This is a genomic window from Pseudomonas sp. HLG18 (assembly GCF_051903985.1).
GTDB classification, from domain to species: domain Bacteria; phylum Pseudomonadota; class Gammaproteobacteria; order Pseudomonadales; family Pseudomonadaceae; genus Aquipseudomonas; species Aquipseudomonas fluorescens_BT.
In genome coordinates this window covers 4,241,733-4,263,507 of sequence record NZ_CP195831.1, presented here as the reverse complement: position 1 = coordinate 4,263,507, position 21,775 = coordinate 4,241,733, and the positions used below count along the sequence as shown (strand labels likewise).

At 60.5% G+C, this 21,775-nt stretch carries 16 protein-coding genes; 6 read left to right on the top strand and 10 right to left on the bottom strand.

Annotation, left to right across the window (positions count from 1 at the left end):
• Nucleotides 1-55: 55 nt before the first annotated feature.
• The 5 genes from ACSPX5_RS19590 to ACSPX5_RS19570 form a co-directional block, all read right to left on the bottom strand.
• Nucleotides 56-766: a GntR family transcriptional regulator gene (locus ACSPX5_RS19590; RefSeq protein ID WP_439820108.1), complete on the bottom strand. Its 711-nt coding sequence runs from the start codon at nucleotides 764-766 to the stop codon at nucleotides 56-58.
• Nucleotides 767-790: 24 nt separating this feature from the next.
• The gene (locus tag ACSPX5_RS19585) at nucleotides 791-1,495 is read right to left on the bottom strand and encodes a FadR/GntR family transcriptional regulator (RefSeq protein WP_207864738.1); all 705 of its coding nucleotides are present in this window, start codon (nucleotides 1,493-1,495) and stop codon (nucleotides 791-793) included.
• A gap of 49 nt (nucleotides 1,496-1,544) precedes the next feature.
• Entirely contained in the window at nucleotides 1,545-2,858 is a 1,314-nt protein-coding gene (locus tag ACSPX5_RS19580) for a C4-dicarboxylate transporter DctA (RefSeq protein ID WP_207864740.1), read from the bottom strand.
• Between the two features lie 276 nt (nucleotides 2,859-3,134).
• Nucleotides 3,135-4,388 carry a serine hydroxymethyltransferase gene (gene glyA / locus ACSPX5_RS19575; RefSeq protein WP_439820107.1) on the bottom strand — a complete coding sequence of 418 codons (1,254 nt, stop codon included), beginning with the start codon at nucleotides 4,386-4,388 and terminating at the stop codon, nucleotides 3,135-3,137.
• 240 nt (nucleotides 4,389-4,628) lie between these two features.
• Nucleotides 4,629-8,477, bottom strand: a complete 3,849-nt coding sequence (locus tag ACSPX5_RS19570; protein WP_207864742.1) for a bifunctional diguanylate cyclase/phosphodiesterase — start codon at nucleotides 8,475-8,477, stop codon at nucleotides 4,629-4,631.
• Nucleotides 8,478-8,753: 276 nt separating this feature from the next.
• Between ACSPX5_RS19570 and ettA the strand changes: the two genes are divergently transcribed.
• Nucleotides 8,754-10,418, top strand: a complete 1,665-nt coding sequence (gene ettA, locus ACSPX5_RS19565) for an energy-dependent translational throttle protein EttA (RefSeq protein ID WP_102686326.1) — start codon at nucleotides 8,754-8,756, stop codon at nucleotides 10,416-10,418.
• Nucleotides 10,419-10,734: 316 nt separating this feature from the next.
• Nucleotides 10,735-12,072, top strand: a complete 1,338-nt coding sequence (gene gdhA / locus ACSPX5_RS19560; RefSeq protein ID WP_439820106.1) for an NADP-specific glutamate dehydrogenase — start codon at nucleotides 10,735-10,737, stop codon at nucleotides 12,070-12,072.
• Here gdhA and ACSPX5_RS19555 read toward each other — a convergent pair.
• The 4 genes from ACSPX5_RS19555 to ACSPX5_RS19540 all read right to left on the bottom strand — a co-directional run bounded on the left by ACSPX5_RS19555 (nucleotide 12,069) and on the right by ACSPX5_RS19540 (nucleotide 15,512).
• Complete coding sequence (locus ACSPX5_RS19555; protein ID WP_207864746.1) at nucleotides 12,069-12,563, bottom strand: GreA/GreB family elongation factor; 495 nt, start codon at nucleotides 12,561-12,563, stop codon at nucleotides 12,069-12,071. The two genes, gdhA and ACSPX5_RS19555, sit on opposite strands and share 4 nt — an antisense overlap.
• A gap of 70 nt (nucleotides 12,564-12,633) precedes the next feature.
• Entirely contained in the window at nucleotides 12,634-12,990 is a 357-nt protein-coding gene (locus ACSPX5_RS19550; RefSeq protein WP_169431990.1) for a hypothetical protein, read from the bottom strand.
• An 84-nt stretch (nucleotides 12,991-13,074) separates the two neighbouring features.
• On the bottom strand, nucleotides 13,075-14,928 hold the full coding sequence (locus tag ACSPX5_RS19545) for an Lnb N-terminal periplasmic domain-containing protein (RefSeq protein ID WP_323161207.1): 1,854 nt from the start codon (nucleotides 14,926-14,928) through the stop codon (nucleotides 13,075-13,077).
• Between the two features lie 95 nt (nucleotides 14,929-15,023).
• The gene (locus ACSPX5_RS19540; protein ID WP_007950971.1) at nucleotides 15,024-15,512 is read right to left on the bottom strand and encodes a DUF3015 domain-containing protein; all 489 of its coding nucleotides are present in this window, start codon (nucleotides 15,510-15,512) and stop codon (nucleotides 15,024-15,026) included.
• 302 nt (nucleotides 15,513-15,814) lie between these two features.
• On the opposite strand from ACSPX5_RS19540, the gene ACSPX5_RS19535 reads away from it, so the two are divergent.
• Both ACSPX5_RS19535 and ACSPX5_RS19530 read left to right on the top strand, forming a co-directional pair.
• The gene (locus tag ACSPX5_RS19535; protein WP_169431988.1) at nucleotides 15,815-18,253 is read left to right on the top strand and encodes a Lon protease family protein; all 2,439 of its coding nucleotides are present in this window, start codon (nucleotides 15,815-15,817) and stop codon (nucleotides 18,251-18,253) included.
• A gap of 242 nt (nucleotides 18,254-18,495) precedes the next feature.
• The gene (locus ACSPX5_RS19530; protein ID WP_169431987.1) at nucleotides 18,496-18,825 is read left to right on the top strand and encodes a PA4575 family protein; all 330 of its coding nucleotides are present in this window, start codon (nucleotides 18,496-18,498) and stop codon (nucleotides 18,823-18,825) included.
• A 6-nt stretch (nucleotides 18,826-18,831) separates the two neighbouring features.
• Here the strand turns inward: ACSPX5_RS19530 and ACSPX5_RS19525 are convergent, their stop codons facing one another.
• Nucleotides 18,832-20,661 (bottom strand): hypothetical protein, encoded by a 1,830-nt coding sequence (locus tag ACSPX5_RS19525; RefSeq protein ID WP_439820105.1) that lies wholly within the window; start codon nucleotides 20,659-20,661, stop codon nucleotides 18,832-18,834.
• Between the two features lie 162 nt (nucleotides 20,662-20,823).
• On the opposite strand from ACSPX5_RS19525, the gene ACSPX5_RS19520 reads away from it, so the two are divergent.
• Together ACSPX5_RS19520 and ACSPX5_RS19515 are read left to right on the top strand one after the other, a co-directional pair.
• Nucleotides 20,824-21,312 carry a TIGR00645 family protein gene (locus tag ACSPX5_RS19520; protein WP_007950967.1) on the top strand — a complete coding sequence of 163 codons (489 nt, stop codon included), beginning with the start codon at nucleotides 20,824-20,826 and terminating at the stop codon, nucleotides 21,310-21,312.
• A gap of 135 nt (nucleotides 21,313-21,447) precedes the next feature.
• Nucleotides 21,448-21,753, top strand: coding sequence for a DUF6482 family protein (locus tag ACSPX5_RS19515; protein ID WP_169431985.1), 306 nt, complete (start codon nucleotides 21,448-21,450; stop codon nucleotides 21,751-21,753).
• The last annotated feature ends 22 nt before the right edge of the window (nucleotides 21,754-21,775 follow it).

The window sequence follows — 21,775 nt, the reverse complement described above, 5'->3', positions numbered from 1 at the left end:
TTCTGTCAGGAAGAATGCAGTTCATTGTGGGAGCGGGCTTGCTCGCGAAGGCGTTCTAACCAGCAACACAATATCCAGATTCTGAACCCAGCAACGTCTGCTCAAGGTGATCCAGATGCCGATTCATCAGCATGCCGGCTTTTGAAATATCTCCGCGCTCCACCGCCTCGACAATTTCAAGGTGCTCATCCCATGCGCAACATCTGTGCGTCTGCTTACCGCATCGCGCAATTGCCAGTGAGGTCAACGGCACCAGCGTGCCGAGAAAATGCGCCAACGGTGCATTCCGCGCCATCTTCGCCAACTGCAAATGAAACTCTCCAGACAGGCGAATTGCCGCCCCCCGTCGATCTTTATCCACGGCCTGGCGCTCGCGTTCGATCAAGGCGCGCAGACGTTTCAGATCATCAGCCTGCGCATGCTGACAAGCCAGTCGCACCAGCGTGGTCTCGGCCAGGCGTCGGGCGTGAAGGGCCTGGCGCGTCTGTTCGGCGTCCGGCGCAGCAACCCGTGGCCGATGGTTGGCCCGTAGCACGATGATCTGCTCGTGGGACAGTTGGGTCAGCACCCGACGCACATGGGCGCGGCTGACACCGAACATCTGCTTGAGACTTTCTTCGGTAAAACGGCTGGCGGCATCGAGGCGTTGTTCGAGGATCGCGTCGAACAGTCGCGGATAGAGGTCGTCCACCGGCGTTTGCAGGCGGGAGAAGGGCAGGGCCGCCGAGGTCGGGCGAGAGTGCGACGGCGTGGCAAGACTGTTCATGGCCGGTCTCCAGTGTGAGGCGTTTCAGTGGCTCAGGTTGTCATCCGGAATATTCAGCTCGATCCCCATGCGCTGGCCCTCGCGCAGGATATGCCGGCGCATTTCGGCGCTGGCCTGGGCGCTGTTCTTGCTGCGGATCGCGCGTACAACGGCTTCGTTTTCCTCAAGGCGTTCGGCCAGGTGCTCCGGCGAATTGCGCAGCACTTCGGCGCTTTGCTTGAGGGCATTGCTGGTCTGTTGCACCACGCTCTGGAAAATCGGGTTCGAGGTCAGGGTGAACAGTTCTTCGTGGAACGCGATGTAAGCGCTGACGCCGGTCTCGCTGTCACCGGCTTCGAGGGCTTCGCGCATGTCCATCAAGGTCAGGCGCAGTTGCCCGACTTCCTTGCTGCTGATCGACTGCGCCACCAGACCGACTATGAATGGCTCGAGGGTGTAGCGCAGTTGCAGCACGTCTTCGAGGCTGGCGCCGGCCACTGCACTGTCGTGGCTTTGGCTGTCACTGGCCTGGGTGTCGAGGACTACCACGCCTTTGCCCGGCATCGAGCGCACCAGGCCGAGGGTTTCCAGCACGATCACCGCTTCGCGCAGGCTCGGGCGGCTGATGCCCAGTTGTTCGGCCAGTTCGCGCTGACCCGGCAGCATCTCGCCGCAGCGCCACTGACCACGGGCCAGTGCGGCCCTAAGTTTTTCCACCACTGAGTTGACGACGGTTGATGTAGTAATCACGTGTTCGCTCCATGAGCCGTGCCTGCGTTGGCGCAGGCACGGCGCTCATTCAGAATTCTTTGGCCGCCGCTTGAGCGACGGTTTTTCTCGGCTGAAAGTTATAGCCCTGCTCGCCGTTGAGCACCTTGTTCGCCCGCTGCACGTCGATGTCCTTTTCCCAGCGGGCGATGGCCACGGTGGCGACGCAGTTGCCGATCAGGTTGGTCAGCGCCCGGCCGATGCCCATGAACCAGTCCACCGCCAGCACCAGCACCAGACCGACCACCGGGATCGCCGGGATGGCCGTCAGCGTGGCCGCCAGAATCACCAGTGCCGACCCCGGAATGCCGTGGGCGCCTTTGGAGGTGATCAGCGATACCAGCAAAATCGTCAGCAGATCGGTCATGGCCAGCGGCGTACCGGTGGCGTTGGCGATGAACACGATGGCCAGGGTCAGGTAGATCGAAAAACCGTCGAGGTTGAACGAATAACCGGTGGGAATCACCAGCCCGACGGTCGAGCTGCCGATGCCCAGATGTTCAAGCTTGCGCATGATCTGCGGCAGCACGGCATCGGAGGAGGCGGTGCCCATGACGATCAGCAGTTCTTCGCGCAGGTACTTGAGCAGCGGCCACATGCGCAGGCCGGAGGCACGCATTACCAGACCGAGAATCACGCTGACGAACGCGATGCACGTCAGATAAAACAGGCCGACCAGACTGCCCAGGTGTTGCAGCGAATCGAGGCCATATTTGCTGGTGGTGAAGGCGATGGCGCCGAACACGCCGATCGGCGCCAGACGCACGATCATGCCCATGATCCGGAAGATCACATGGCTCAGCTCGTTGATCAGCCGCGAGATCCCTGAAGCGGCTTCGCCCACCAGATTCAACGCGCTGCCGAACAGCACCGAGAACAGCAGCACTTGCAGGATGTTGTTGTCGGCAAAGGCGCCGAGCACCGACGTCGGGATCAGGTCCATCAGGAACTGGGTCGTGGTGTGCAGGTGCTGGCCGCGTTCGGCGATGTCGCCCATGTCGGCGGCGGACAGCTGCTCCAGATGGATGTTGGCGCCGCTGCCGATCCCGGTGGTGAAGGCGAACACCAGACCGATCACCAGGGCGATGGTGGTCAGCACTTCGAAGTAGATCACCGACTTGAGACCGATGCGCCCGACCTTTTTCAGGTCGCCGGCGCCGCTGATACCGCTGACCACCACGCAGAACACGATCAGACCGATGAGCATCTTGATCAGTTTGATGAAACCGTCGCCGAGCGGTTTGAGCTGGGCCGAGTATTCAGGAAGGGTCAGCCCGCAGACGATGCCGAGCATCAGTCCGAGAACCACTTGGAGGAAGATTGAACGCGAGCACCATCTGAGCATGGGAGGAATCCTGGTCGGTGTCCTGGCTGCCGTGCGCGGGGCGCATCAGATTCAGGACTTAATTATTGTGGTCTTACCGGTATGTCCAGTGCGGGTGCAGTCTAGGCGCTGTTTTTTACCGATCGCAAGTGAAAAATGACGAATTGGCATGACCGGTCTGACCAGTTGAGCGCAATGCCCCGACCTTGAGCTATTCCCAGTTGGAAACTTTTTTGCGGACGAAAAAAAACCGGCCATCACTGGCCGGTTTTTCATGCTGCGGTTTTAACGTCGCAATTAAGCGCCGTATACCGGCAGTTTCTTGCAGATGGCTTTGACTTTCTCACGAACGGCGTCGATTACCGCTTCGTTGTTCAGGTCAGCCAGGATGTCGCAGATCCAGCCGGCCAGTTCCTTGCACTCAGCCTCTTTGAAGCCGCGAGTGGTCACAGCCGGAGTACCGAAGCGCAGGCCGGAGGTGACGAACGGGGAACGTGGATCGTTTGGCACGGAGTTCTTGTTCACGGTGATGAACGCTTTGCCCAGAGCGGCGTCGGCGTCTTTACCGGAGATTTCCTGCTTGATCAGCGACAGCAGGAACAAGTGGTTTTCAGTACCGCCGGAAACCACGTCGAAACCGCGCTCGATGAACACGCCGGCCATGGCCTGGGCGTTCTTCACCACTTGTTGCTGGTAAGCCTTGAACTCAGGCTGCAGCGCTTCCTTGAAGCAGATCGCTTTGGCGGCGATCACGTGCTCCAGCGGGCCACCCTGGGCGCCCGGGAATACGGCGGAGTTCAGCTTCTTCTCGATGTCGGCGTTGGCGCGAGCCAGGATCAGGCCACCACGTGGACCACGCAGGGTCTTGTGGGTGGTGGTGGTCACGACGTCAGCGAACGGAACCGGGTTCGGGTAGACGCCAGCGGCGACCAGACCGGCCACGTGAGCCATGTCGACGAACAGGTAGGCGCCCACCTTGTCGGCGATGGCGCGGAAGCGCGGGAAGTCGAGGATCTGCGAGTAGGCAGAGAAACCGGCCACGATCATTTTCGGCTTGTGTTCAACAGCCAGACGCTCGACTTCGTCGTAGTCGATCAGGCCGTTGGCGTCGATGCCGTACTGGATGGCGTTGTACAGCTTGCCGGAGGAGGAAACGCTGGCGCCGTGGGTCAGGTGACCACCGTGGGCCAGGCTCATGCCCAGGATGGTGTCACCGGCCGACAGCAGGGCCAGGTAAACAGCGGCGTTGGCTTGGGAGCCGGCGTGCGGTTGAACGTTGGCGTAGTCGGCGCCGAACAGCTCCTTGGCGCGGTCGATGGCCAGTTGCTCGACAATGTCGACGTACTCGCAACCACCGTAGTAGCGCTTGCCCGGGTAGCCTTCGGCGTACTTGTTGGTCAAAACCGAGCCTTGAGCTTCCATCACCGCTGGGCTGGTGTAGTTCTCCGAAGCGATCAGCTCGATGTGTTCTTCCTGGCGCTGGGCTTCTTGCTCCATGGCGGCAAAAAGATCGGCGTCGTACTTGGCAATAGTCAAATCACGGCTGAACATGGCGGTCCTCAAGGATCGGGGGCAGAAAAGGGGGGCATTCTAACCCATCGGGTTTTGGATGGCATATGAAACGACATCATGTCGCAGACAAGTGGCGTTCATGACCAGATATGTGGCGTCCGTGCCGGCCTTTTCGTTGACCAGCCGGTTCGCACAATAACCGAGGCCAGCCTGCGATTACGTGATCGACATCAATCCCTGTGGAAGCGAGCTCGCTCGCGAAGGCCGCGCCGCAGATCTTCAGTCGAACATGAACAGCGCATCATTGCTGAATTGCGCCTCGAAGCGAGTGGCCGGCATCGGCCGCCCGAACAGATAACCCTGAACTTCGTCGCAACCGTGCTCGCGCAGGAAGTCCAGCTGTTCATGGGTTTCCACACCCTCGGCGATTACCGCCAGATTCAGGCTGTGGGCCATGGCGATGATCGCCCGGGCGATCTGCGCGTCCTGCTCGCCGGACGGTAGGCCGTCGACGAAGGTGCGGTCGATCTTCAGCACATCGATCGGGAATTGCTTGAGGTAGTTCAGCGATGAGTAACCGGTGCCGAAGTCGTCGACTGCGATGCTCAGGCCCAGGTTCTTCAGGCCGGCAAGGATCTGCATCGCTTCGCTGACTTCGCGCATCAGGATACTTTCGGTCAGCTCCAGCTCCAGGCACGCCGGCGGCAGGCCGGTTTCCTTGAGGATGGTGGCGATCCGCGTGCCGAGCTGGCCGTCGGAGAACTGCCGGGCGGAAATGTTCACCGAGACCTTCGGCACGCGCACGCGGCTCTGGTGCCAGGTCTTGAGCTGACGGCAGGCCTCGCTGATGACCCAGTCGCCGACGTCCACCACCAGCCCGAGTTCTTCGAGCACCGGGATGAAATCCCCCGGCGGCACCAGCCCGCGACGCGGATGACGCCAGCGCAGCAGGGCTTCGGCGCCGGTCAGGCGTTTGCCGTCGCCGCTGAACTGCGGTTGGTAATACAGCACGAATTCGTTCTGCTCCAGCGCGTGACGCAAGTCGCTTTCCAGTTCCAGACGCTCCAGCGCACTGGCGTTCATGTCGGCCTGATAGAACTGGAAGTTGTTCTTGCCGCGCTCCTTGGCGTGATACATCGCGGTGTCGGCGTTCTTCATCAACTGGCTGAGTTCGTTGCCGTCCTGCGGGCTCAGGGCGATGCCGATACTGGCGGTGACGAAGAACTCGCGGCCCTCCAGCACGAACGGTCGCACCAGACTGCCAAGAATCTGCTCGGCGACATGTATCGCACGATTCAGTGCCATCTCACGACTGGAACGGTGTTGCAGCAGCAGGGTGAATTCGTCGCCGCCCATCCGCGCCACGGTGTCGTCATCGTCGACGCAGGCCAGCAACCGCGTGGCCATGTCCTTGAGCATGCGGTCGCCGGCGGCGTGACCGAGGGAGTCGTTGATCGGTTTGAAACGGTCGAGGTCGAGGAACATCAGCACCACCCACGACTTCTGCCGGTCGGCCGATTGCAGTGCGGTGTGCAGGCGATCCTGGAACAGCGTGCGGTTCGGCAAGTGGGTCAGGGCGTCGTAGTAGGCGAGGCGGTGAATCCGTTGCTCGCTGGCCTTGCGCTCGCTGATGTCGCTGAAGAAACACACATAACTGGCCAGATCGCCCTCGTCATCGAGCACCGCAGTGATGCCGACCCACGCCGGGTAGTGCTCGCCATTGCGGCGCTTGAGCCAGACTTCGCCTTCCCAGGTGCTGTGCTGATGCAACTGCTTGAGCACGTAGCGCAGGTGCGCGTCCTGCTGTTCGTCGACGGTCAGCATGTTCGGCAACTGGTCGAGCACTTCGCTCACCGCGTAGCCACTGACCCGGCTGAACGCCTCGTTGGCCTGGACGATGTAACCGGCCGGGTCGGTGATCAGGATCGCCGAGGTCGAATGCTCGAATACCGTAGCCGCCATGCGCAGGTCTTTTTCGGCACGGCGTTGCTGGCTGATGTCGCGACCGACCCCGAGCACGCCTTCGAAGGCGCCGTGTTCGTCCCACACCAGCACCAGACGCAGTTCGATCGGGATCTTGCGGCCGTCGGCGCGCAGGCAGTCGAACAGGAACATCTGGGTCTGCACCTGGCTGCGCAGGGTTGCCAGTTGCTCGGGCTTGTCCAGGGCTTTGCTGACCCGGTCCATCAGGTGGTAGATGCCGTTGAGCTGCTGCGGGTTGGCGATGGTCGACTGCCAGCCGTTCTGGAAAATCCATTCGGCGTCGTAGCCCAACACCGCTTGCACCGACGGGCTGACGTAGTTGAGCGAGAGTTTGCTGTCGGTAGAGAAGATCACGTCGCTGATGCTTTCGGCGAGCATCCGGTAGCGCTGTTCGCTGTCGCGCAACGATTCGCTGGCCTCGATCTGCTCGGTGATGTCCTTGGCCACGCCGATGATTCGCGTCACCTGATCGTGCTTGTCCCGGGCCAGCGCCTGTTCGCGGATATCGAAGCGCCGCCATTTGCCGTCGCGGTGGCGGAAACGCAACTGGCATTGCAGCAACTGGCTGTAGCCGGCGTGGCGCTGCATCTGCCGCGAGCGGTGATAGTAGTCGGCGTCTTCCGGGTGCAGGAGGATTTCCCAGAAGTATTCGCCCATCTGATGCAGTTCGGTGCGGTTGTAACCGAGGGTCTGGCCGAGGTGGTGGTTGCTGAAGATCATCCGCTGGCTGATCACATCCTGCACGTACAGGTGATCCGGCACGGTGCGCACCACGTCCGACCAGAAGCCTTCGCGTTCCAGCAGCGACAATTCGATCAGCTTGCGGCTGGTGATGTCGTTGATGCTCAGGATCACGGCCTGGTAATCGTGCTGTTCCTGAGGCAGGCGCAGCACCAGCCACAGATGCTGGTCGCGGCCATTGATGTCCGGCAGTTTGATTTCCAGTTCCAGCTGCTTTTGCTGCTGGAGCACGGCGTCGAGTACCTGATTGCCGATGGCGCACTGACTGTGCGGCTGACCGTCGATCAACAGTTGCCAGGCGTGGTCACAGGAATTGACGTTGAGCAGTTGCAGCGCGACCTGGTTGACCTCGGTGATCCGCAGTTCGTGAAGCAATTGCTGGCGCCGCGCCGGCTGGTCGAGCCAGGCCTTGAGCTGGTCGCTGGTCTGGATCTGGGCTTTCTCGAAAACCTGCTTGAGCCCCGAAAGATCCAGCACGCACAACGCCACGCCGGTGCCTTCGAAAATATCCTGATAACGCCGACGCCCTTCATGCACCTGACGCTGACGACGGCGCATGTTGAGCAACGCGATGAACGGCAGCAGCGACAGCGCCAGGCCCAACAGGCATTTGCCGATGAACGCCGGCAGCAGTTGTTCGAGCACATGCTGGCGGTCGAACAGGCCGCGCAGTTGCCAGTCGCTGCTGCTCAGCGGCACGGTCAGCACACTGTTGGCCAGATCGTCAGGGGTCAGGACGCTGGTGCTGCCGATGGGCATTGCTTCGTCGCGACTGATGATCTGATGGTTGATGCGATTTTCCACCAGCCAGAGAGGACGGATACCGGTTTCGCCCTGTTTGGTCAGTGCGCTGAAGAAGGTGGGTGTCAGCCGCAGTGCCCAGTAACCGCGAGTGCTGCCGCTGGCCTGATGCAGCAACAGATGCACCACCGAACCGTCGTCGGCGTTGCTGAAGTAGTGCGCCTGGGCGTGACTGCGGCGGACCAGATCGCTGAGGTAGTCGGCGTCCTTGCTGTCTGTGGCGCTGTCGCTGAGGATTTTTCCCGACGGGCTGAGCAAGGCCATGCTCTGCAGGTCAGGCAGCGATTTCTGCAGCTTGCGCAGCAATGCCTGTTGTTCGTCGGCGGACTGCGGCTGTTCGACGATCGGTAGCAGATTGAGGGCGATCTGCGCATTCAGCGACATGTTCAGGCTGACTTGCGAAGCGAGATCGGCCGTGTAGTCGATGGTGTACTGGCGCTGGTTTTTCTGGGTTTCACCCAGTTGATCGAGCAGTTGCCAGAACAGCAGCGCCAGCAGCAACAGCACCAAAGTCGCCAGCGCGCCTTTCAATGTTCCGCGCAGGGACGAGCCGGGCGCCGGTTGGGTGCTGCTCACAGAGGCTGGCGGAGTGACGTTGGACAAGCTGTAATCCTGCGGTCTGGCTGGACTGGCGCGACGTGCACTATAAGCCGGACGCCCAAAGGGCGGCTAGCATGCCTTGAGTTGTGGCGAAGTGCCAGCCCCGCTCGGCTGGACTGCCTTCTGTCATTAAGGTAGCTTTGCCGGTTACGCGGGAGCGTTCCAGCTCCTAGACTTTCCGCGCGCACGCATTGATATCTTCCAGTGAACGACGCGCACGGTCTGGCCGGGCATTGCCTGTGTCCCAATCATTCATCAGTCACTGACCCAAGGTTCTCCATGGCTCAATACGTCTTCACCATGCATCGGCTGGGCAAAGTTGTTCCGCCGAAGCGGGAAATCCTGAAAAACATTTCGCTGTCCTTCTTCCCGGGCGCCAAGATCGGCGTCCTCGGCCTCAACGGTTCGGGTAAGTCCACGCTGCTGAAAATCATGGCCGGCGTCGACACCGAGTTCGAAGGCGAAGCACGCCCGATGCCGGAACTGAACATCGGTTACCTGCCGCAAGAGCCGCAACTGGATCCGACCAAGACCGTGCGTGAAGTGGTCGAGGAAGCGGTCAGCGTGATCAAGGATGCGCAAGCGCGTCTGGACGAGGTCTACGCCGCCTACGCCGACCCGGACGCCGACTTCGACAAACTGGCCGCCGAACAGGCCAAGCTCGAAGCGATCCTGCAGGCCAGCGACGGTCACAACCTGGAGCGCCAGCTGGAAGTCGCCGCCGATGCGCTGCGTCTGCCGGCCTGGGACGCCAGGGTCGAACACCTGTCCGGTGGTGAAAAACGTCGTGTGGCCCTGTGCCGTCTGCTGCTGTCCGCCCCGGACATGCTGCTGCTCGACGAACCGACCAACCACCTGGACGCCGACTCCGTTGCCTGGCTCGAACACTTCCTGCACGACTTCCCGGGCACTGTGGTCGCGATCACGCACGACCGTTACTTCCTGGACAACGTTGCCGGCTGGATTCTGGAACTCGACCGCGGCGCGGGCATTCCGTACGAAGGCAACTACTCGGGTTGGCTGGAAGCCAAGTCCGATCGTCTGGCCCAGGAATCCAAGCAGCAATCGGCCCACGAAAAAGCCATGAAGGAAGAACTGGAGTGGGTGCGCAAAGGCGCCAAGGCCCGCCAGTCGAAATCCAAGGCACGTCTGCAACGCTTTGAAGAAATGCAGTCGCAGGAATTCCAGAAGCGTTCGGAAACCAACGAGATCTACATCCCGGCCGGTCCGCGCCTGGGCGACAAGGTCATCGAATTCAAGAACGTCACCAAGGGCTACGGCGATCGCGTACTGATCGACAACCTGTCGTTCTCCATGCCCAAAGGGGCCATCGTCGGCGTGATCGGCGGTAACGGTGCCGGTAAGTCGACCCTGTTCCGCATGCTGATGGGCAAGGAAACCCCGGACTCCGGCAGCATCGAGATCGGCGAAACCGTGCAGCTGGCCTGCGTTGACCAGAGCCGCGAGGACCTGGACGGCAGCAAGACCGTGTTCCAGCAGATCTCCGACGGTTCCGACCAGATCCGCATCGGCAACTACGAGATCCCGTCGCGTACCTACGTCGGTCGCTTCAACTTCAAGGGCGGCGATCAGCAGAAGTTCGTCAAGGACCTGTCCGGTGGTGAGCGCGGTCGTCTACACCTGGCGCTGACCCTGAAGGAGGGCGGCAACGTCCTGCTGCTCGACGAACCGTCCAACGACCTCGACGTTGAAACCCTGCGTTCCCTGGAAGAAGCCCTGCTGGACTTCCCGGGCGCCGCCATTGTGATCTCTCACGATCGGTGGTTCCTTGACCGCGTCGCAACTCACATCCTGGCGTACGAAGACGACTCGCAAGCGGTGTTCTTCGAAGGCAACTACACCGAGTACGAAGCCGATCGCAAAAAGCGCCTCGGCGAAGCAGCTGCCCAGCCACACCGGGTACGCCACAAGAAACTGGCCTGATTACAGGTTGGTTGCATGAAAGAGCGGAGCCTTCGGGCTCCGCTTTTTTTTGCCTGCAATACTGCGCCGGCCTCATCGCTGGCAAGCCAGCTCCCACAATTTCTGCGGTGCTCACCCGTCCAAGGCAAGGCGCAAACTCTGTGGGAGCTGGCTTGCCAGCGATGGCGGATTAACAGTCGATGCAGGTCTGAAATTACAGCCTGTGTACTATTTGTTTTCATAAATGCGACATTTTATTCTGTTGCTGTGTACATATCGTTTGTTACAGTCCGGCTCAATCTCTTCCAACGACAACACATTTGCCGAGACTTTTCCCATGATCGAATCCGTCGAATCCTTCCTCGCCCGCCTGAAAAAACGCGATCCGGATCAGCCCGAATTCCACCAGGCCGTCGAAGAAGTCCTGCGCAGCCTGTGGCCGTTTCTCGAAGCCAATCCGCACTATCTGACCTCGGGAATTCTGGAGCGCCTCTGCGAGCCGGAGCGAGCGGTGGTGTTCCGGGTGTCGTGGGTCGACGATCAGGGCAAGGTCCAGGTCAATCGCGGTTTCCGCATCCAGATGAACAGCGCCATCGGCCCGTACAAGGGCGGTTTGCGCTTCCACCCTTCGGTGAATCTGGGCGTGCTGAAATTCCTCGCCTTCGAGCAGACCTTCAAGAACGCCCTGACCTCGCTGCCCATGGGCGGCGGCAAGGGCGGTTCGGACTTCGATCCGAAGGGCAAGAGCGACGCCGAAGTTATGCGTTTTTGCCAGGCATTCATGAGCGAGCTGTACCGCCACATCGGTGCCGACGTGGACGTGCCGGCCGGTGATATCGGTGTCGGCGCGCGGGAGATCGGGTTCCTGTTCGGCCAGTACAAACGCCTGAGCAACCAGTTCACCAGCGTGCTGACCGGCAAGGGCATGACCTACGGCGGCAGCCTGATTCGCCCGGAAGCCACCGGTTTCGGTTGCGTGTACTTCGCCGAGGAAATGCTCAAGCGTCGCGAGCAGACCGTCGAAGGCAAGCGCGTGGCGATCTCCGGTTCAGGCAACGTTGCACAGTACGCGGCTCGCAAAGTGATGGATCTGGGCGGCAAGGTGATTTCCCTGTCCGACTCCGAAGGCACGCTGTATTGCGAAGCGGGTCTGAGCGAAGAGCAGTGGCTGGCGCTGCTGGAACTGAAGAACGTCAAGCGTGGGCGGATCAGCGAACTGGCGACGGCATTCGGCCTGGAGTTCCGCGCCGGTCAACTGCCATGGTCGTTGCCGTGCGATATCGCGCTGCCGTGCGCGACCCAGAACGAACTCGACGCCGAAGCTGCCCGCACCCTGCTGCGCAACGGCTGTGTGTGCGTGGCCGAGGGCGCGAACATGCCGACCACCCTTGAGGCTGTGGATATCTTTATCGAGGCGGGCATTCTGTTTGCGCCGGGCAAGGCATCGAATGCCGGCGGTGTGGCAGTCAGCGGCCTGGAAATGTCGCAGAATGCCATGCGCCTGTTGTGGACGGCGGGTGAGGTAGACAACAAGTTGCACGCGATCATGCAGTCGATCCACCACGCCTGTGTGCATTACGGTGAGGAAAACGGCCGGATCAACTACGTCAAAGGCGCGAACATCGCCGGATTCGTCAAGGTCGCCGACGCGATGTTGGCGCAAGGAGTGGTTTAAGACAGATCGATACGGATCACTTCGATCAGTTGATTACCGGCCGGACGCTGCCACAGCACTTCGTCGTTGAGTCGTGCGCCAAGCAGCGCGCGGCCCAGCGGTGAGGCCCAGTTGATCAGGCCGTTGGCGGCATCGGCCTGATCTTCGCCGACCAGTTGCACCCGGCGCTCGGTGTTATGTTCGTCGGCGTAGGTGACCCAACTGCCGATCTGCACCTTTTCGTTGGACGTCGGGGCCGGTGCGACCTGAGCGCTGCCGACCCGCTGATTGAAATAACGCAAATCCCGTTCGAGATCAGCCAGCCGCTGTTTGTCGGCCTGTTCGCCCTTTGCGGACTGTTCTGTGTGCAGCGCCTGCAGCTCGGCAACTTTCGCCTGCAACTGGGCAAGTCCTTGTGGCGTGACGTAATTGGGCTGCGTGCTGATCTGCCGTTCGACTGGCTGATCGGCTTGCGCAGCGGCGTTGTCTTCGTTGACGAAGGCGCGACTCATGATGGGCTCCTGTTACAACCGTTGGGCCATGGTCGCAGGCATTTGGTTTCACCGGATGTCTGGAAACGACCTACTGCGAACGATAGGCCCGCGCGGCACCCTGGTCCTTTTCCTGCTGCCAGGCGCGTTCGCGTTCGTCCCAGTGTTCGTTGCGATACTGTTCGCGATCCTTGTTTTCCAGCATCGCCTGACACTGCCGGAAACCGTCGCTCCAGCCTTCGGCGTATTGCTTGTCCTTGAGATAACGCGGCACGTTCTTGCGAAACTCGCCGCTGATCGAGCCGGCTGCCTGACGACCGCTGATGCAACCGTCATCGAAACCGTCGGCGAACGCCGGTGGATAACCTTTGGCAATCAGGTCTTCGTGGGTGCTCTGACAGCCACCCAGCAACAGCAACACGCCCACAAACCCCGCACACCGCCACATCACACTCTCCCGGGCCGTCAAACGGCTGATAGGGAAAGTCTAGAAGCGGATTCGTCGATGGGGCGTGAAAGAAAGATCAAAACCTCAGTAGTGATACCACTTCACTTCCAGCATCACCTCGGTCTCCGGCGTTGCCAGATGGCTGAACTCGCGCTGAGCACTCAGGCGCAAGCCGAGGTTGCGCGACAATTCCCACTGCTGGTTCAGACTCAGACTGCGGCGCACTTCACCATTGAAGAAGTAATCGCCCTTGGCCTCCACACTGAGATTGCCCAACGGGTTCTTCCAAAGCACGCCGGTATTGAAACCGCCTGCCGGGGAAACGAATTCGGCGAAATCATTGTTGTGTTCAACGCGCACCGTGCCGAGGGCAAAACCGAGCACATCGTCACCCAGCGCCCAGGTTCCGCCACCGCCGCCATTGACGTGGCTGACCAGGTTTTCGTCGTCATGCTTGCCCGGTACACGTTCAAGACCACCGGTAACTTGCCACGACAGCGGCTGCAACAGCGCATTGCGCGGCGTCAGCGAGCGGATGGTCGCCAGATCCAGCTGCTGGAATTGCCAGTGATTGCCTTCGTACTGGCGCAGCTTCATCTGCAGGATTTCGATCTGCGCGCCGAGGGGGAAACTCTCGGCGTTGTCGTTGAGGTCGTGATAGGCCATGCGCAAGCCGTACTCGCCGAACGCACGGTCCCCGCGCGTGCCGAGACCGGCCTGCCAGGTGCGCGATTCGTGGCCGTCTTCGGGCAGGCCCGGTTGTGGGATTTGCAGCTCCGGCGCCGGGTTCTTGTTGATCGCCCGCAGCAGCTCGAAACTGCGCTGCGCACGCTGTGGATCACGTTCCTGGCCGTTGGCGCGGTAGCGTTCCAGCCGATACGCGGCGTCGATGATCAGCGCTTGGCGGTCGCGGGGCAGGGCCTGGAAGGCTGGATCCTGCAAATGCTGCTGGTCGGCGCTGACTTTCAGTACCCAGTCCTGTTCTTCGCCGGTCAGTGGCTCGGCGCGGCTGAGCAATTCACGCTCGCGGGACGGGCGGTATTCGATGCTCTCTACCAGCCCGGACTCCTTTACCGCCTTGACGGTGTCGGTGGGGATCGCCGTCAGCGGGAACTGTTCTGTCAGGCGCAGGCTCGGGCGCGCCACCTGCAACAGTTCGAGCAGGCGATAGGAGCAGTTTTCGTCGAAGAAGAAATAGTCGAACTGAATCTGCTTCAACTCCCACACATGCTCGACCATGCGTGCGGTTTCTGCTTGCGTCAGGTTGAGCCGGTACTCCCACAGGTCGCGGTTTTCCAAGCTGCGGTATTCCGAGAGTTTTTCCTGATAGGGCACCAGTGCGAACAGCCCCGGATAACCGCCCATCAGGCCTTTCCAGGCGTAAAGAATGCTGTTGTCCGAACCTTCGATGTAGGCGCCGAAGTTGATCGCGTAACTGAGCAGCGACGTCTTGTCGCTCTGTACGTCAGCCTGGTCGATACGCAGCAGGGTGTGACCGAACATCGACGACGGGCTGTTGAGGTAGGCCGCCGGGAAAATCATCACCGCGCTGTGGGGCGAGACGTCCTTGAACCACTTCTTGAATTCGCTGCAGTCCGGTGTCGGCAGGTCGGTCAGGTTGAGTTGATCTTTCAGCCAGCGGGTGCGTGCCGGGTAGACGCACTGGGCGTGTTGCTCACCGAGACGGGCGGGGGCGTACAGCGCTTGCACGGTGGCGGCCAGTTCATGGTCGGGGTGTTCGTTGCCATCGGGAGCGAGGAAGAATTTTTTGTCGCTGACGTAGCTGCGCCAGCCACCGAGCTTGGCGGTTTCGTAATGACCGAGGGAAATCCAGAAGCGGTCGCTGGCCAGTTGCTGCAAACGTTGAGGGTCGATGTGAGGCGCGGCGGACAGCGGGGCGCAGACACACAGCGCCAGCCAGGCAAGGCGTTTGAGCATAGGTGGCAACTTAAGTCGAAAGAAACAAAAGACCCAAGGAAGGGCGGGCCGAAAAAATAAAACCCGCTTCCCGAAAGAAGCGGGTGGGGCCGAGCTTAAGCCTGAGTGGCGTACTTGGCCAGACGAGGGTCTGCTTTCAGCACGGCCAGGGTGTTGGTATGCACGTCTTCGGCAGTCACGTCAGCCTTGCTGAAGATCTGCTGAAAGTGCTCGTGAGTGACGGCGGCGAAGTGCGCACGGTCTTCCGGCGCCACGCCCAGTACCACGGCATAGGTCGTCAGCGCTTCGCCGTTGCCTTTTGCCATGTCTTCGGACAGCTCGTTCATCATGCCATTCATGGCAAACCAGGATTTGCCGCCATAGGTCAGCGAGGCGTTGGTGGAGCAACCGTTGGTACCGGATGTCATGCCGAACGTGGCGTTGCCGGAGGTGCCGTTGGTGGTGGATGCCAGGAAGTGAGCCGGAGTGCCACGCTGACCTTCGAACAGCATGTTGCCCCAACCGCAATCCGGGCCGCCTGGAGCTTGCGCCATTGCGTTGATGGATACAGCGGTGAAGAGAGTACCGAGAAGAATCCGTTTCATAGCTTTGTTCTCTTTGTGTGCATACCAATGGACAGGGTTCTGGCCCCCAAGCTCTGTACGAAACAGATCCAGACGAAGCCAGTGGGCCGGTATTAGTTCCAGCCGCGCAGTTTGGAGTTTAGGCACGTTCCGAGGGTTCCGTGAGTTTTTGCACAATATTTGGAATAAACCCCGGTTTCACGGGACCGGGCCGCGGGCAGGGCGGCTGTCTATCCTTTGTGTCGTGTGGCGCGCCTTGCCAGTGGGGCTCGGGCAGCGCCAGAATGCCGCTATCTGCCCCGCCTGATTGTTAAGGAAGTCCGATGCCTGATCCTGTTGCTGCCAGCTTGCGTCTAGCGCCAGAAGCGCTGACCCGTCCGTTTTCCGCTGAACAGTTCAGCTTCACTACCACCAATGATCTGGAGCCCTTTCGCGGTGTGCTTGGCCAGGAACGTGCGGTCGAAGCCTTGCAGTTCGGTGTGGCCATGCCACGCCCCGGTTACAACGTATTCGTCATGGGCGAGCCCGGCACCGGCCGTTTCTCGTTCGTCAAACGCTACCTGAAGGCCGAAGGCAAACGCCTGCAGACCCCGGCGGACTGGGTCTACGTCAACAATTTCGATGAGCCGCGCGAACCCCGCGCCCTGGAATTGCCATCGGGCAGCGCCGGTGCCTTCATCGGCGACATCAACGGCCTGATCGACAACCTGCTGGCGACCTTTCCTGCGGTGTTCGAACACCCGTCCTACCAGCAGAAGAAGAGCGCCATCGACCGCGCCTTCAATCAGCGCTACGACAAGGCACTGGACGTCATCGAACGTCTGGCCCTGGAAAAAGACGTCGCCCTGTACCGCGACAGCAGCAACATCGCCTTCACCCCGATGCTTGAGGGCAAGGCGCTGGACGAAGCCGAATTCGCCCAGTTGCCGGAAGCCGAGCGCGAACGCTTTCACGACGATATTTCCGGCCTCGAAGAACGCCTGAACGAAGAATTGGCGAGCCTGCCGCAGTGGAAACGCGAATCGAGCAACCAACTGCGTCAGCTCAATGAAGAAACCATCACCCTGGCCTTGCAGCCTTTGCTCGCACCGCTGTCGGAGAAGTACGCGGAAAACGCGGCCGTCTGCGGTTACCTGCAAGCGATGCAGGTGTATCTGCTGAAAACCGTGGTCGAGCAATTGGTCGATGACAGCAAGACCGATGCGGTCGCGCGCAAGCTGCTGGAAGAACAATACGCGCCGAGCCTGGTGGTCGGTCATCCACACAGTGGCGGTGCTCCGGTGGTATTCGAGCCGCATCCGACCTACGAAAACCTGTTCGGCCGCATCGAATACACCACCGATCAGGGCGCGCTCTACACCACCTATCGTCAGTTGCGACCGGGTGCGCTGCACCGCGCAAACGGTGGTTTCCTGATCCTCGAAGCGGAAAAAATGCTCGGCGAGCCATTCGTATGGGATGCGCTCAAGCGCGCCCTGCAATCGCGCAAGCTGAAAATGGAATCGCCGCTGGGCGAGATGGGGCGTTTCGCTACCATGACGCTCAACCCGCAGTTCATTCCGTTGAATGTCAAAGTGATCATCATTGGCGCGCGTCAGCTGTACTACACGCTGCAGGACCTCGATCCGGACTTCCAGGAGATGTTCCGTGTTCTGGTGGATTTCGACGAAGACATCCCGATGGTCGACGAGAGTCTGGAGCAGTTTGCCCAGTTGCTGAAAACCCGTACTTCGGAAGAAGGCATGGCGCCGCTGACCGCCGATGCGGTGGCGCGTCTGGCGACTTACAGCGCGCGTCTGGCCGAGCATCAGGGGCGGTTGTCGGCGCGGATCGGCGATCTGTTCCAGCTGGTCAGCGAGGCGGATTTCATTCGTCACCTGGCCAGCGATGAAATGACCGACGCGGGCCACATCGAACGCGCCCTGAAGGCCAAGGCTACCCGCACCGGCCGTGTGTCGGCGCGGATTCTCGACGACATGCTGGCGGGGATTATCCTGATCGACACCGACGGCGCGGCGGTCGGCAAGTGCAACGGCCTGACCGTGCTTGAAGTCGGTGACTCGGCGTTCGGGGTGCCGGCGCGGATTTCCGCCACGGTCTACCCGGGCGGCAGCGGCATCGTCGACATCGAGCGCGAGGTCAACCTCGGTCAGCCGATTCACTCCAAGGGCGTGATGATTCTCACCGGGTATCTGGGCAGCCGTTACGCCCAGGAATTCCCGCTGGCGATTTCCGCAAGCATCGCGCTGGAGCAGTCCTACGGCTACGTCGATGGCGACAGTGCGTCGCTGGGCGAGGCGTGCACGCTGATTTCGGCCTTGTCGAAAACCCCGCTCAAGCAGTGTTTTGCCATCACCGGTTCGATCAACCAGTTCGGCGAAGTGCAGGCGGTGGGTGGGGTCAACGAGAAGATCGAAGGCTTTTTCCGTCTCTGTGAAGCACGTGGACTGACAGGTGAGCAAGGCGCAATCATTCCTCACGCCAACGTCGCCACGCTGATGCTCGACGAGAAAGTGCTGGCTGCAGTGCGTGCAGGGCAGTTCCATGTTTATGCGGTGCGTCAGGCAGATGAAGCGCTGAGCCTGCTGGTGGGTGAGCCTGCCGGTGAGCCGAACGAGAATGGCGAGTTCCCGGAAGGCAGCGTCAACGCGCGCGTGGTGGAGCGTCTGCGGGTGATTGCCGAAATGATCAGCGAAGAAGACTTGAAAGAGGCCGAGAAGGAACTGGCGCAGGAGGCGCTCGCCGAGGCCAAGCCGGCGTAAGCCAGGCTGCAGAACATAAATGGGAGCCTTGTGCTCCCATTTTGTTTTGTCGCGAACGTCGGCAAAAGTGCCATCACTCTGGCGTCAATATTCACACAATGACCATTCGGCGCCTTCTGGTTCTGCGCGGTTGGCGCGGCGGACTTTTCTTCTATTCTCAGCTCAAGGACATCGACAGTATCACGGGATCGAAACAGTCCTTCAGCAAGGGCTGAACACCGGCTTTACCGAGGGTCGCCGCCATGTCGCGCAACCTCTGCCTCACCCGTCAGTGCCTGGGTCTCGTGACCCGAATCGAATGCGCCATCAAGCCGTTGGCCGGCGATACCGGCATGTGGACTTTGCTCTTTGCCGCCGGCATGGCCGGTGAACAACCTTCCGCCATCAAGGCCCAGGGCCCGTTCCACGGGCCGGTCGCTGCCGAATCGATCCTCGATACCATCGTCGAAAGCCTGACGATGCACGGCTACGAACTGGCCAATGATCCGCAGATCTGGTCCTTGCACCTGCAAGCCCAGTTACGGCAGATCAACGGCGGACGTGGACGCAATATCGGCATTTTCGATCATTAGCGCCGCTCAAGGCGCAGCGCCCTGGGTCTGCGCCTTCTCGAGCTTGACCTCAAAGCCGTACTGCACAGTGACGAGGTCGGTTCGATGATAGGTTTCCACCTGCGTCGGACGGCCGTAGAAATAGTGCACGCCGAACAGCGCCGGGCCTTCTGCGCCCGCATCGTGGCTGACCGAAAGGATCTGCTTCAGGTAGTTGCCGCTGTCGTCCTTGACGAAGAATCGCCATTCGTTGGCCGGAAACAATTTCAGGTCCACCACCAGTTCGTTGTTCCTGATGTCCAGGCCCTTGGGCAATGCCTTGGTTTCGTAGGACTGTTTCGCCACCGTGGCGAGGAATAAGGGCATCGAACCGACGGCCACTGCCGGGGTTTCCGGAAACAGGTTCAAGTCATAAGTGATGGTCGCTTGCAGCGGATCCACCTGATACGCCTCGGCCGGCAATTCGATCGGCTCGTCGAGTTTGCCGTTGTGTTTTTCGGTGAAGAACGTCACCGGGCTTTCGCCGGGAGCCAGGTCGTCGCCCAGCAACTCGTCATTGAAGGTTTTGCGGTGATCGAACTCGATGCGCGCGGCGCTGGGCTCTTCCACTGACTGGCGGATATGAATGCTGTTTTTCAGCTCGTCCTCGGTCAGTGATGCACCTTTTAGCCAGTTGGGCGCCTGGTCGTCGTAGACGGTGATCGCCAGATCCAGCGGCTGCACGGTTTTCGCCGTGGTGTGCGCGTTGAATTCGCGGATCGGCAGGTCCAGTGGCCTGCGGGTGACGGTCGCCTCGGAGAAGTCCAGCACGCTGACTTCAAGGGTATCGATCGGCCCGTTGAAGTAGACCTTGTTGTAACGGCGCGTATGCTGCTGTTCGAAGGCGCGCTGGTCGTCGTTCAGCTGTTTCTCGAGATCCTCGCTCCAGGCCTTTTGCTGTTGCAGGTGCGTCAGTTGTTTTTGATAGAAGGCGATCTGCTCGGGGCTTTCATTGATGGCGCCGGCTCGCGCCAGATACTGGCCGGTGCTGTCGCGGGCCTGGACGATCAGCGGGTTGAGCGGCGTGTTGGCGACTTCCGGGGCGAGTGGCAGATGGTTGCTAAATTCGACTTCGGCGTAGTTCTTTTCCAGCTTCAACAGGGTCACGCTGAGGTTGGCGTCGGTCCGGGTCTGGCCGACGTCCTGTTTGCCCAGATCGAAACGGTGCAGGCGTTTCGGGGCGATGACTTCCACCTGACCTTGCAGGCTCACAGGACGCGGCCGGGTTTTCTTGTCGACGTCCAGACCCTCGATGAACGGATAGGTCACGGTCAGGTCGTCGGGGTTGGTGATATTGGAGCTGGACGGGCTCAGTTGAATGCCCGGATCGGTTTCCGACCATTCCGGCTGGTAGGTGATCACCCGTTTGTTGCTCAACGTCACCGATTGCCACTCAACGCCATGGGGGAACAGAAACCCGCCGGGGATATTGAGATTGAAGGGAAACACCGGCTGCAGGTCGGTCAGGTAGTCGGAGCTGGCATCCTTGTGGAGCACGAACAGGCCGTTGATGAAGGTATCGACCAGCGCCTGGGGAGTGGGGTAATGCTTGAGCACGCCGAGGGCGTCTTCACCGTATTCGGTTCTGGGCGGTTTGTTGTCGAGACGTTGCTGAGCGCGCTCCAGGAGCAGTAGCGAGCCGCCGAGTTCGGTCACGGCATCCTTGAGTTTCGGGTCGGTGATGGCGTCCAGCGACTGTTCGAACTGCGCAGTCTTCTGTTCGAGGCTGAGCGGGTGTTTTTCCTCGCCGGGCGAGCAGCCGCCGATCGATAAGGCTAGGCAAATTCCGGCAGTCGTTAACGGCAATCGCACATCCATTTCCAGTCGTCCTGTCCACTGTCGCTGGGCTGTCAATGGTTTGGACACTAGCAGAAAAACTTTGACACACACACGCAGGTGGCGGATTTCCGGGCGGTTTCTGGCTGTCATGGGCGGCTGGTATACTCGCCGCCGATTTCAACCCTTCTTGTGTGAGAGTCAATGGAACGCTTTATCGAAAATGCAATGTACGCCACGCGCTGGCTGCTGGCGCCGATCTACATCGGGCTGTCCCTCGGGCTGCTGGCGCTGGCATTGAAATTCTTCCAGGAAGTGTTTCATGTCATTCCCAACGTCTTCTCCATGGCCGAGTCCGAGCTGATTCTGGTGCTGCTGTCGCTGATCGACATGGCGCTGGTCGGCGGTTTGCTGGTGATGGTGATGATTTCCGGCTACGAGAACTTCGTGTCCGAGCTGAATATCGACGAAGGCAAGGAAAAGCTCAGCTGGCTGGGCACCATGGATTCCTCGTCGCTGAAGATGAAAGTGGCGGCGTCGATTGTGGCGATCTCCTCGATCCACCTGCTGCGGATCTTCATGGATGCCAAGAACGTCGATCCCGAGCACCTGATGTGGTACGTGATTATCCACATGACTTTCGTGATCTCGGCGTTCGCCATGGGTTATCTGGACAAGCTCACCAAGCATTGATGAGCTGTCGATGGCTGTAACAAACCCGCCCGTCTGTTGCGAAACAGACGGGCGGTGTCATTTGTGGCTTGTACTTTGTAGCGCCGAGGCATATCCCTGTAAGCGTCCCGGCTCGCCACTGCGTGAGGTGCGTTCATGAACCTGCAAGAGTTGAATGCGTTTGCCATCGCCAGGAAGGTCGATGAGCTGAACCTGATCTCCATGGAGGGCGGAATCTACCTGCTCGAGGCGCGGATGCACGGCGCGGCGTACCCGTTGAGCGATCCCCAGGGCAAGATGCTGATGCTGCGCTCGGTGGAGCATGCCCGGGATGTCCTGCACAACCTTCCGGTGCTGCCGTTCAACCTGGTCCACACCTCGGTACATGATGAAATGTGCGGTCTTGGCGCCAGCGGCGAAGAAAGCCTGAAAGTGCCGCTGGCCTGGCGCTCGGCACTGTAGGCTCCAGGGCCTGATCAATGGC